We start from the raw sequence: 12663 nt of genomic DNA, 5'->3' as shown, positions 1-12663 counted from the left end.
AGCTCAATAGTTCTCGATGACTTTGTATCGTCATCGAGACGCCATCACATTGCCACTGCCCTGTCATAAACCATCGCGATACTGGCGCCTGTTTTTAGAGCGCCGGGTTCTAAACCTGGTCACTGTTTTCCGCCCTCAACGGTCGGTTGTGTCCTGGATGGCTCAGTCATCCCATTACATCTTCGGAGATTGATATGCGTCTTGCTTCCACGAAAACTGCGGCGGCCTTGTGTGGCGGGTTGCTGCTGGCCATGAGTGTACCGGCCAGCGCCGCAGTCGACGCCAAACTGCTCGACATGCTCAAGGCAAACGGCTCGATTTCGCCTGCGCAGTACACCGAACTGCAAGCCGAGCTGGCCAGGGATCAGAAAGACCAGCAAATCGCCCGCCAGGCTCAACAAGAGACCAACGAGCAGATCGCGGCGACTGCGAAGAAAACCAATGAACTGAGTACCTTCGACCAGAAACTGGCGTGGGCCGCCAAGACCCAATTCAAGGGTGACGTGCGTTTCCGTCAGGAAAACGTCCACAACGATGGCGTTTCAAACAGCAAAGACCAGGATCGTCAGCGCATTCGTGCCCGCCTGGGTGCCTACAGCGAGATCAACCCTCAGGTCGACACCGGTATTCGTATCGCCACCGGCAACAACGACGACGCTCGCTCCACCAACCAGAGTCTGGACAATTACTTCGACAAGAAGCAGATCTGGCTGGACCAGGGTTACGTCGACTACCACCCGGACGCCATCAAGAACCTGCACATCGTTGGCGGCAAGATGCCGCAGCAATGGGTGAGCATGGGCGACATCATCTGGGATAGCGACATCAGCCCGGAAGGTCTGTCGCTGGCTTACAAATACCCGCTGGGCGCCAGCACCGAGCTGTTCGGTAGCGCCGGCCACTACACCCTCAAGGACAACGTCGACGGCGACGGCGTGCAGTTCAAGCACGACTTGCGTCTGTACGCCGGCCAGTTGGGCGCGCGCTTCGCTATCACCGACAACCTGAAACTGACCCTGGGTGGCAGCGTCTACGGCTACGACAACGACGACGACATCCGCACAGGCGGCACCAGCATTCCAGCCGCACTGGCCATCAACGGCAACAGCCCGAACGAGCAATTCAAACTGTACGAAGGCTTCGGCCAGCTCGACATCGGTGGCCTGCCTATGCCGCTCTCGCTGTACGGTCAGTACGTGAACAACAAGGACGCCAGCAACGATCAGGACTCTGCCTGGTTGGCCGGTGTAAAGACCAAGTTCTACGGCTTCGCAGTGGACTACAACTACCGCGACGTACAGCGTAACGCGGTGGTCGGCGCCTTCACCGACTCCGACTTCGCCAACGGTTTCACCGGTTCGCGCGGCAGCAAGCTGAAAGTGAGCTACGAGTTGGACAAGAACTTCAACCTCGGCGCGACGTACTTCATGGCTAACTCTGACTACACTAACGCCAACCTGAAAGACTCCGACATCAACACCCTGCAACTGGATGCCGAAGCGAAGTTCTGATTCCCCGCTACACGACTCGGGCAAGGAAGCCCGAGGCGCTTTTACAAACTCGCGTTGTGGTATCGGTCCCCATCATCCGTCCGATACTGCAGCGCGAGTTTTTTTTGTTGGCGCCCCCTGCCGACACCTGTGGTGAGGGGATTTATCCCCGTTGGAGCGCGAAGCGGTCCCATAACAGGCAACCGCAATTTGCCAGGTAGACCGTATCGGATGGTTTACGACTGCTTCGCAGCCGAACGGGGATAAATCCCCTCGCCACAGGTATTCTCATTCACCACAGGTAATCTCACTTGGCAGAAATGCCCCTCATCACGATAGCGATCAGCGCTTGCGCAGAATCACGCTACCAATCGAGTAACCAGCGCCGAACGAGCTGAGCACGGCCAGCGAACCGGCAGCCAGATCGTCCTGGTTCTTGTGAAACGCAATCACGGAACCGGCGGAGCTGGTGTTGGCGTAGGTGTCGAGAATCACCGGGGCTTCTTCTTCGGTGGCTTCGCGGCCCAGCAGCTTCTTGACGATCAGGTGGTTCATGCTGAGGTTGGCCTGGTGCAGCCAGAAGCGTTTCACGTCGCCGATGTTGAGCGTGTTCTCTTCCAGGTGCGTAGCGATCAGCTCGGCGACCATCGGGCAGACATCGCGGAACACCTTGCGGCCTTCCTGCACGAACAGTTTGTCCTTGGCGCCGATGCCCTCTTCCGCCGCGCGGTTGAGGAAGCCGAAGTTGTTGCGGATGTTGTTGGAAAACTTGGTCAGCAGCTTGGTGCTGACGATGTCGAACTGGTACTTGGACGTCGCCAGGTCAGCACGTTCGATGATCACCGCAGTCGCGGCGTCGCCGAAGATGAAGTGGCTGTCACGGTCGCGGAAGTTCAGGTGACCGGTGCAGACTTCCGGGTTGACCATCAGGATCGCCCGGGCCTGGCCCAGTTGCACGCTGTTGGCCGCAGCCTGAATGCCGAAGGTCGCCGAGGAGCAGGCAACGTTCATGTCGAAACCGAAACCCTGGATGCCCAAGGCTTCCTGGACTTCGATAGCGATGGCCGGATAGGCCCGTTGCAGGTTGGAGCAGGCGACGATCACGCCGTCGATGTCCGCGGCGGTCTTGCCGGCACGCTGCAAGGCTTGCTCGGCGGCGCCGATGGCCATTTGGCAAAGCACCGACCACTCGTCATTCGAGCGTTCCGGCAGGCGTGGCGCCATGCGTTGCGGGTCGAGGATGCCTTCCTTGTCCATGACAAAGCGGCTTTTGATGCCAGACGCCCTTTCGATAAACGCCACGCTGGATTCGGTCAACGCTTCGATTTCGCCGCGCGCGATAGCGTCGGCGTTGTCGGCGTTGAATTGCGCGACGTAGGCGTTGAAAGACTGCACCAGCTCTTCGTTGGAGATGCTGTTGGCCGGGGTGTACAGGCCGGTGCCGCTGATGACGACGTTATGCATGGTCGTTTCTCTAATCTGTTCAGGCAGAAAGTGTTGGCACCGACGTACCAACACACAAAGGATCTGCTCCCGTCAGGGGGAGCAAACCTGGCATCGCTTTATTCCGATCCGCCCAGACCTGTGAAGGCTCAAAACCGCGGGGCCGGCGTTTATAGGCGCGAAGTTTGCCATAAACAATGGGTTTTGGCGCCTTTTGCGAGAGTAACGCGTACCTAATGTGGGAACTTTTGTGGCGAGGGGATTTATCTGTGGTGAGGGGATTTATCCCCGTTCGGCTGCGAAGCAGTCGTGAAACCAGCACACTCGGTGTACCTGATATACCGAGGTTGCAGGTTTTTGGGGCGGCTTCGCCACCCAACGGGGATAAATCCCCTCGCCACAGATAAATCCCCTCACCACAGATAAATTTCTCACCACAGGTAAATCCCCTCTCCACACAAGCCCGCTCCCACAGGGTTTACGGTTCGACCTGGGTCCATTGCTTGTTCAGGCGCTTGTCGGATATCGGCACCTTGGTCCCCAATTGTTGGGCGAACAGGGAAACCCGGTATTCCTCCAGCCACCAGCGATAGAGTTCCAGCTGCGGATCGCGTTTGCCTTCCTGGGCATGTTTGTTGGCGCGGGTTTGATATTGCGTCCACAGACCAGACAACTCGCCGCTCCAGACCCGGTCCCTCTGCACCTGAGCGCCGATTTTCTCGAAGCGCTGCTCGACCGCTTTCAGATAACGCGGCAACTCCTTGAGCCACTGCATCGGGGTTTCCCGGACGAAGCCCGGATACACCAGATGACTCAGCTGCTGTTTGATGTCGTTCAGGGCCACGGCTTGCGCCAGGTCGATCTTGCCCTTGAAGCGTTTTTGCAGGCCGTGCCAGAGCTTGAGAATCTCCAGCGTCAGCTTGGCCAAGCGCTCGGCATGCTCGGTCCAGCCGCCGCGCTTGCGTTCAGCCAGTGAAGCCAACCCGGCGCCATCCCGTGGCAGCGGGTCTTCGCCGTCGAGAATGCAGCTGTCGAGGCTGGCCAGCAGAATGTCTTCGACCAGACTGTCGATGCGGCCCATGTCGCGGTACATCAGGCCCAATTCGGTCAGCCCCGGCAACTTGCTGCGCAGGAACTTCGCCGGTTCAGCCAACTGCTGCATCAGCAAACGCTGCAAGGCGCGGCGATGTTGAAACTCGGCTTCGGCCGGCGTCGAGAAACGTCCTTCCTTGACCGTGCCACTCTCTTCCACCAGCGCCGGATACACCGTCATCGATAGCCCGGCGATCTTCTGCTGGGTTTTCTCGGCGACGGCGGCAAACACTTTCGGCTCCACCGGTTGCTGGTTTTTCGCGGTTTGCGGCACAGCCAATGCAGCCTGACTGGCTTCGGCAAAGCGTGCGGTCAGTTCCGCCAGATCGCGCCCTTCACCGAGGAACTTGCCTTGGCCGTCGACGATTTCCAGGTTCATCCGCAAATGACTGTCGACCTGCTGCGACGCTTCGGCCCAGGCTTCATCACTGACCCGCGCACCGGTCATGCGCAACAGTTCACGACCCAGCGCTTGAGGCAACGAGCCCTCGGCAAAAGTCATGCGCTGCAATGCGGCTTTGACGAAGTCCGGCACCGGTACGAAATTCTTGCGCAGGGCTTTGGGCAGGTTGCGCACCAGCGCAATGCACTTGGCCTCGATCACGCCCGGCACCAGCCATTCCAGGCGCTCCGGCGGCAGCATCGGCAACAACGGCGCCGGCACACGCAGGGTTACGCCGTCGCGTGGATGGTTCGGTTCGAAGTGGTAACTGAGCGCCAACTCCAGATCACCGATGTGCAAGGTGTCCGGGTAATGCAAAGCGGTGACTTCACTCGCCTCGCGGGCCAGCACGTCTTCTTCGCGCATGATCAGCAGCTGCGGGTCTTTCTGACTGTTGACCCGATACCAGCTGTCGAAGGTCGCAGTCTGGTGGATCTCCGCCGGCAGTCGTGCATCGTAGAAGGCATACAGGGTTTCTTCGTCGGCCAGAATGTCGCGACGGCGAGCCTTGGCTTCCAGTTCGTCGAGCTGTTCCAGCAACTGCGCATTGGCTGTCAGGCACTTGGCCTTGGACTGAATCTCGCCGCGTACCAGACCTTCGCGAATGAAGAACTCACGAGACACCACCGGCTCGATCGGCCCGTAGTGCACCGGCCGGCGACCGACCACGATCAGCCCGAACAACGTGATCTGCTCGAACGCCACGACTTGACCGCGTTTCTTCTCCCAATGGGGTTCGAAGTGGTTTTTCTTGATCAGGTGCCCGGCCAGCGGCTCGATCCAGTCGGCGTCGATCTTGGCGACCATGCGCGCGTAGAGCTTGGTGGTTTCTACCAGTTCGGCAGCCATCAGCCATTGCGGACGCTTTTTACCGAGGCCCGATGACGGGTGAATCCAGAAGCGCCGCTGACGCGCACCGAGGTAATCGCCTTCATCGGTTTTCTGGCCGATCTGGCTGAGGAGCCCCGAGAGCACGGCTTTGTGCAGTTTCGGGTAATCCGCCGGCTCTTTGTTGAGGCTCAACTGCATGTCGCGGCAGATCAGGCTCAACTGCCGATGGGAGTCGCGCCATTCGCGCAGACGCAGGTAATTCAGGAAGTTTTTGCGGCACCAATTGCGCAGCGGGCTGGCGGTCAGGGCCTGACGCTGTTCTTCGAAACCACGCCACAGATTGACCAGCCCGGCGAAATCCGAGTCCACGTCTTTCCATTGCGCGTGAGCCTGATCCGCCGCTTGCTGACGTTCCGGCGGACGCTCGCGCGGGTCCTGAATCGACATGGCGCTGGCGACGATCAGCACTTCCTGCAAGCTGCCGAGTTTCGCCGCTTCCAGCAGCATGCGGCCCATGCGCGGGTCCACCGGCAGCCGCGCCAATTGGCGGCCAAGCGGCGTCAGTTGGCTGTTGCGGTCGACCGCCGAGAGTTCTTGCAGCAGGTTGAAACCGTCGCTGATGGCTTTGCCATCCGGCGGCTCGATAAACGGGAAATCGGTGATCTCGCCGAGGCGCAGATGCAGCATCTGCAAAATCACCGCCGCGAGGTTGGTGCGCAGGATTTCCGGATCGGTAAATTCTGGCCGGCCAATGAAATCTTCTTCACCGTATAGACGAATACAAATACCCGGCTCGACCCGCCCGCAGCGACCTTTACGCTGGTTGGCGCTGGCCTGGGAAATGGCTTCGATGGGCAAGCGCTGGACCTTGGCGCGGTAGCTGTAACGGCTGATGCGCGCGGTACCGCTGTCGATCACGTAACGAATGCCCGGCACGGTCAGCGAGGTTTCCGCGACGTTGGTCGCCAGGACCACGCGGCGACCTGGGTGCGACTGGAAAATCCGCTGCTGTTCGGCCGGCGACAGCCGTGCATAGAGCGGCAGAATCTCGGTGTGCTTGAGCTGGGCCTTGCGCAGCATGTCCGCCGCGTCGCGAATCTCGCGCTCGCCGGGCAGGAACACCAGCACGTCGCCAGGGCTCTTGCGCTCGCTGCGTTCGAACGCGGCGATTTCGTCGAGGGTGGCGAGGATCGCCTGATCCACCGTCAAGTCGTCCTCGACGCGGTTGCCCTCTTCGTCCTGCTCCAGGGTCAGCGGGCGATACCAGGTTTCCACGGGGAAGGTGCGGCCGGAGACTTCGACAATCGGCGCGTCATCGAAGTGCTTGGAGAAGCGCTCCAGGTCGATGGTCGCCGAAGTGATGATGACTTTCAGGTCCGGACGACGCGGCAACAGGGTTTTCAGGTAACCGAGCAGGAAGTCGATGTTCAGGCTGCGTTCGTGGGCTTCGTCGACGATGATCGTGTCGTAGCGTTCGAGGTAGCGGTCGTTCTGGGTTTCCGCCAGCAGGATGCCGTCGGTCATCAGTTTGATCAGGGTGTTGGAATCGCTCTGGTCTTCGAACCGCACCTGATAGCCGACCAGCGCCCCCAACGGCGTCGCCAGTTCTTCAGCGACCCGGCTCGCCACGCTACGGGCGGCGATTCGACGAGGCTGGGTGTGGCCGATCAGGCCATGCTGACCGCGACCGATTTCCAGGCAGATCTTCGGCAACTGGGTGGTTTTACCCGAACCGGTTTCACCGGCAATGATCAGCACCTGATGCTTGAGCAGCGCTGCTTTGATTTCGTCGCGCTTGGCGGCGATCGGCAGGCTGTCGTCGTAACGAATCACCGGCAGGCTGGCCCGCCGCGCCAACACCTGATCACAGGACGCCTGCGTGCGCGTCACCCACTGGGCCAGCTTGGCCTCGTCAGGTTTTTTGCGCAGCTCAAGCAACTGCCGCCGCAGCCGGTGGCGGTCGGCGAGCATGGCGTGATCGAGGTTTTTCAGCAGTTTGTCGATGGAAGGCGATTCGTCAGTCATCAGGTACGCAATAAGTCGTCTAGTGGCGCAGGGGGTGGATTGTCGCAGATTTGGGGGCTCGGCGACGAACTCAACCTGCCTTTGTGGCGAGGGGATTTATCCCCGTTGGGTTGCGAAGCGACCCTAAAACCATCCACCGCGGCATTTCAGATAAACCGCGCTGACCGGTTTACGATTGCTTCGCAACCGAACGGGGATAAATCCCCTCGCCACAGGGGGTTCACTCAGCGGGACTATTCGTTGTCGAGGCCCTTACGGCGGTACGGGAACACATCAATCACCTTCCCGGCGCGAATCGCTTCCTGAAGGCTTTTCCAGTAATCGGCGTTGTACAACTCACCATGCAACTGATCGAACAACTTGCGCTGCCCGGAATCAGCAAACAAAAACGGCGGAAACTCTTCAGGAAACACATCCAGCGGTCCGATCGAATACCAAGGCTCCGACGCCATCTCATCTTCCGGCGTGCGCGGTTGCGGGATATGCCGGAAGTTGGCCTCGGTCAGGAAGCAGATCTCGTCATAGTCATAAAACACCACTCGCCCGTGACGCGTGACGCCGAAGTTCTTCAGCAGCATGTCGCCGGGAAAAATGTTCGCCGCCGCCAGTTGCTTGATCGCCAGACCGTAATCTTCCAGCGCCTCGTGGACCTGAGCGTCGTTGGCGTTCTCCAGATACAGGTTCAACGGCGTCATCCGCCGTTCGGTCCAGCAGTGGCGGATCAGCACGGTGTCGTCCTCTACCGACACGGTGGACGCGGCCACCTCGAGCAATTCTTGCAGACAGGCCGGCTCGAACTTGCTCAACGGGAAACGGAAGTCGGAAAATTCCTGGGTGTCGGCCATGCGCCCGACCCGGTCGACACTTTTCACCAAGCGGTACTTCTCGATCACCGTGGCGCGGTCGACGTTCTTCGACGGCGAAAAGCGGTCCTTGATGATTTTGAATACGGTGTTGAAACCCGGCAGGGTAAACACGCTCATCACCATGCCACGCACGCCCGGGGCCATGATGAACTGGTCGTCGGTGTTGGCCAGGTGATTGATCAGCGCCCGGTAGAACTCGGACTTGCCGTGTTTGTAAAAGCCGATCGAGGTGTACAGCTCGGCGATGTGCTTGCCCGGCAAAATGCGCTTGAGGAAACCGATGAACTCCGCCGGTACCGGCACGTCGACCATGAAATACGAACGGGTGAACGAGAAGATGATCGACACGTCCGCTTCATCGGTGATCAGCGCATCGATCTGAATCCCGCGACCTTCGCGATGCAGCAGCGGAATCACCAGCGGCCATTGTTCGTCCTGGGTGTAGATGCGCCCGACCAGGTACGCGCCTTTGTTGCGGTAAAGCACCGAGGAAAACAGTTCGACGCTCAATTCCGGGTCCTTGCAGACCCAGTCCGGCAGGTTTTCACGTAGTTGAGCTTCGAGGCGGCGCAGGTCGCCGGCCAGGTCGGCGTAATCCTCGCTGAAGCGGTAGTCGGCAAAAATGCTCGCCAGCATCCCGGACAGCTGCCCCTGAGGCTTGTAGGTACGGGTTTGTGCGGCGCGGGCCCGGCGCAGGCTCGGCCGGGTGGTGTGAATGAACATGCAGCCGTCGCTGATCAAGTCGTGGCTGAACAGCCCGCAGAAGATCGAGTTGTACCAGGTTTCGGACAGTTCATCGTCGAAGCGCAGGTCGATCAGCGTGATGTAAGCGCTTTTGACCAGCGGCCAGCAGCTGACATCCAGCGTGTCGGCGTCGAAAGCGATGCGCAGCCGTTCCACCGTTTCGCTGACTTTTTCTTCGTAGAGATTGATCCGCGCGGCCGACGCCGATTGCGTCTCCTGCCACTTGGCCTGCTCGAAGCGAGCCCGGGCGCCGTCGGTGATCTGGCGGAAATGCTCGCGGTAATCGTCAAAGCCATCGAGGATCATTCGGGCGATGTCGGCGGCTGGCCATTGCTGCGGCATAGGTAAAACCTCGGCGGCTGATGCTTATCGTGGGGCCTGAGCTTAGTGGCCCTTTGTTACGCAACGCAACCATTGCCTTGCGTCCTGACTGGCGCGACACTTGCGCGCCCATCAAGGAAGGAACGTGCTGTGAACCCCGTCGATACTCTGCGTTTGTTATCGCTTGCCGCCATTTGGGGCGCGAGCTTTCTGTTCATGCGCATCATCGCCCCGGTAATTGGCACAATCCCCACTGCTTTTTTCCGCGTATCGATTGCCGCTACCGGCCTGCTGGTGATTCTCGGTCTGATGCGCATCAGCTGGGATTTCAAAGGCAAACTCAAAACCGTGATGCTGCTCGGAGTGATCAACTCCGGGATTCCGGCGACCCTCTATTCGGTGGCTGCGCAAGTGTTACCGGCCGGTTATTCGGCGATTTTCAACGCCACAACGCCATTGATGGGCGTGCTGATCGGCGGTCTGTTCTTCCATGAAAGGCTCACCGCCGCCAAGCTTGGCGGCGTGTTCCTCGGGTTGCTTGGCGTGGGCATCCTGACCCGAGCCGGTCCGGTGGCGTTCGACATGGAACTGCTGATGGGCGCCCTCGCCTGCCTGCTCGCCACGACCTGCTACGGTTTCGCCGGATTCCTCGCGCGCCGCTGGCTCGATCAGGCCGGAGGTCTCGACAGTCGTCTATCGGCGGTGGGCAGCATGCTGGGCGCGACGTTGTTTCTGTTGCCGCTGTTCGGTTACAGCGTGATCAGCCAGCCACCGGAGAGCTGGGGCGGCTGGAGTGTCTGGTTGTCGCTGCTGGGGTTGGGGCTGGTATGTACGGCGCTTGCGTACATTATTTACTTCCGCCTGCTCAGCTCGGTCGGGCCGGTGAAGTCGATGACCACGACCTTTCTGATTCCGCCGTTCGGGGTGTTGTGGGGGGCGTTGTTGCTGGATGAACCGTTGTCGATGGCGCACATCTATGGCGGGGTGTTGATTGCGGCGGCGTTGTGGTTGGTGTTGAAGACATCGGTGGTGAAGGCTGTTGGGGTGGCTGCCAAGTAGTTTGACGGTGTTGCTGATGACGCCATCGCGGGCAAGCCTTGCTCCTACGGTGCCGTGTCGTTCACGTACATTGCGCACGACATCAAACCTGTAGGAGCAAGGCTTGCCCGCGATGGCGTCGGTTCAGACGACTACAGAGCCAAATCACTCACCTCGCCATCCACCAGCCGCCGAATCTCCAGCGGATTGGCGTTCTTGTTTCTGTGTTTCCCGGGATTCCGTGAAGAACCATAAAACAAAGCCTGGAGCTCATGCCCCAGGCCTTGTTTTGTTTCAAGCGTTTTTACGGAATACGAACACCAGACCGACGATGATCAGCAACATGCCCAGCATGCTCAACGCCGCCAGCCGGTTGCCGAAAATCAGGTAATCCATCACCGCCGTCACCGCCGGCACCAGGTAAAACAGACTGGTGACATTGACCAGGTTGCCCCGGGCGATCAGGCGATACAGCAGCAAGGTCGCCAGCACCGACACGACCAATCCCATCCACAACACCGGTACGATAAAACCGGTGCCGTGTTCGAAATGAAAGGGTTGGAACGGCACGAAGACTCCGCAGAGCAACAGCCCCGCCAGGTACTGCACGGGCAGCGTGCCGAGTGGATTGTCGGTGATGCGCTTCTGCATGATCGAACCGAACGTCATGCTCGCCAGTGCCAGCAAACCGAAGAGCATCCCGGCCAGCGAAATACCGGCCAGACCGATGCCTTGGTAAACCACCATGATCAACCCGGCCAACCCCAGCGTCAGACCAAACATTCTGCTGGCTGATCGCTGACGCTCCATGATCACCACCGTGAGAATGGGCTGCACGCCCATGATCGTCGCCATCACTCCCGGGGTGACTTTCAGGTCCAGGGCCAGCAGATAGAAAATCTGATAAGCCCCCAGCAACACCACACCCGTGGCCATCGCATACACCATCGGCTTGCCGCCCTTGGGCAGCTTCAACTTGAGCAACGGCACCAGCAGCACCAGACCGAATAGCGCGATGGCAAAGCGAAACAGCAGAAAGGCAAAGGGGGACGCGTGGGCCAAGCCCCATTTGGAGAAAATCGCCCCGCTGCTCCACAGCAGAACGAACAGGCTCGTGGACGCCGCCGCGAGCGCGGTGTTTTTCGAAAGGACAAACATGAATACCACCTGTAGTCAGGCAAAAAGCCAACTCAGCCGAAGCTGAAATTCAGTAGTTTTTTTCAAGCGAGCGCTTTTTCAGACGGGCGTGGGAACAGCAGAAAAAAGCTGATCAGCCCGAAAAGCCAACGCCTGGCGGTGATACGACTGCGCACACCGGCGAGCTACTGACAGGTGGGGGGTAATGACTGATCTGCGCAGGCTGCTGATTCCCGCACGGCACGACGCCAGCGTTGACCGCTGAATCGACTACCGCGTTGATGAGGGAAGCAGGCATGGGCTGATCTTTTTTGAGGGCCGTGCTCGGGAAAGCAGGCGAGCGCCGACTATAACCAGCCCGCGACATAGATTGCAATGACTTGGTCAAAGGGCCAGTAACGACAGCTGCAGCACCGCAATCTACCTTGGAGAGAAATGCAAACGCCCGCTATGAGGGACAGGGAATGCACGAGATCACATGCCAAGGGAACGGACGCATCTTCGGTATCAGTTGTATCGATCGAGGGCTAGAACGCTTGCTGCTATCAGCGCTGCTCAGTTGCAACATGAACTGGAACTGGCAGGCCCAACGGACATTGATCTATCGCGGGTGCGGTTTGACGCCATCAATGCGCAGGCGCTGGATGCTTGCGAGCGCTGGGAGGATCCACACTTTTTATGGAATGAGGTCATAGGATGGAAAGCAAAGGAGCCTTTGTCTCTGGATATTGCCATCTGGTTCGAAGAGGAATTGTGCGGACTATGCTTCGCGAATCCGAACAACAGTCGGCAACGAATCCGCATCGTGCGATTGGAAGGGCGACCGCGAGAAGCACATCCTTTAAAAAACCGGATTGCGGCCCTCGCTGTTTCGGCCATCGAACATTACGCCGTGATTATCGGTAGTAGATTCATCGAAGTACAGGAACCGCTGGAAGGTGCAATTTCTATTTATAAACGACTCGATTTCTACGAAGACGCTGAAGCGTCGACTTGTCAAAACTGTGGAGAGCCTAGTATCGTGAAAACTGTTCAATTAATGACCGATAACGGAGGAAATATGCACGGAGTCATCAGAAACCCGCACATAAGAAAACGCTCCTCTGCCCAGGAAAACAAACCTGTCAAAGTAGAACTGACGGCCAGTCAGCGGCGCATTTTACAGGTCCTTGCGACGGGTATCGAAGGCGAACCTGACGTGCTCGCCGGGCGACCATAACTTCGGCGAAAAAAA

At 59.0% G+C, this 12663-nt stretch carries 7 protein-coding genes; 3 read left to right on the top strand and 4 right to left on the bottom strand.

Annotation, left to right across the window (positions count from 1 at the left end; all coding sequences use genetic code 11):
* Positions 1-194: 194 nt before the first annotated feature.
* Positions 195-1511 (top strand): putative porin, encoded by a 1317-nt coding sequence (locus IB252_RS02815; RefSeq protein ID WP_192406666.1) that lies wholly within the window; start codon positions 195-197, stop codon positions 1509-1511.
* A gap of 321 nt (positions 1512-1832) precedes the next feature.
* Here the strand turns inward: IB252_RS02815 and IB252_RS02810 are convergent, their stop codons facing one another.
* From IB252_RS02810 to aceK, 3 genes are all read right to left on the bottom strand, one after another.
* Entirely contained in the window at positions 1833-2954 is a 1122-nt protein-coding gene (locus tag IB252_RS02810) for a beta-ketoacyl-ACP synthase III (RefSeq protein WP_111450784.1), read from the bottom strand.
* Between the two features lie 457 nt (positions 2955-3411).
* Positions 3412-7323, bottom strand: coding sequence for an ATP-dependent RNA helicase HrpA (hrpA, locus tag IB252_RS02805; RefSeq protein ID WP_192406664.1), 3912 nt, complete (start codon positions 7321-7323; stop codon positions 3412-3414).
* Between the two features lie 233 nt (positions 7324-7556).
* Complete coding sequence (gene aceK / locus IB252_RS02800; protein ID WP_192406662.1) at positions 7557-9275, bottom strand: bifunctional isocitrate dehydrogenase kinase/phosphatase; 1719 nt, start codon at positions 9273-9275, stop codon at positions 7557-7559.
* Positions 9276-9404: 129 nt separating this feature from the next.
* On the opposite strand from aceK, the gene IB252_RS02795 reads away from it, so the two are divergent.
* Positions 9405-10313 (top strand): DMT family transporter, encoded by a 909-nt coding sequence (locus IB252_RS02795; RefSeq protein ID WP_192406660.1) that lies wholly within the window; start codon positions 9405-9407, stop codon positions 10311-10313.
* A 273-nt stretch (positions 10314-10586) separates the two neighbouring features.
* Here IB252_RS02795 and IB252_RS02790 read toward each other — a convergent pair whose 3' ends face one another.
* A complete protein-coding gene (locus tag IB252_RS02790; protein WP_192406659.1) occupies positions 10587-11450 on the bottom strand; it encodes a DMT family transporter in 864 nt (287 codons plus the stop codon).
* 457 nt (positions 11451-11907) lie between these two features.
* On the opposite strand from IB252_RS02790, the gene IB252_RS02785 reads away from it, so the two are divergent.
* Positions 11908-12648: a hypothetical protein gene (locus IB252_RS02785; RefSeq protein WP_306109819.1), complete on the top strand. Its 741-nt coding sequence runs from the start codon at positions 11908-11910 to the stop codon at positions 12646-12648.
* Positions 12649-12663 lie beyond the last annotated feature (15 nt).

This window comes from Pseudomonas sp. PDM10 (assembly GCF_014852295.1).
Lineage (GTDB): Bacteria > Pseudomonadota > Gammaproteobacteria > Pseudomonadales > Pseudomonadaceae > Aquipseudomonas.
The sequence above is the reverse complement of the archived record's forward strand: the minus strand, read 5'-3'. Positions and strand labels throughout refer to the sequence as shown.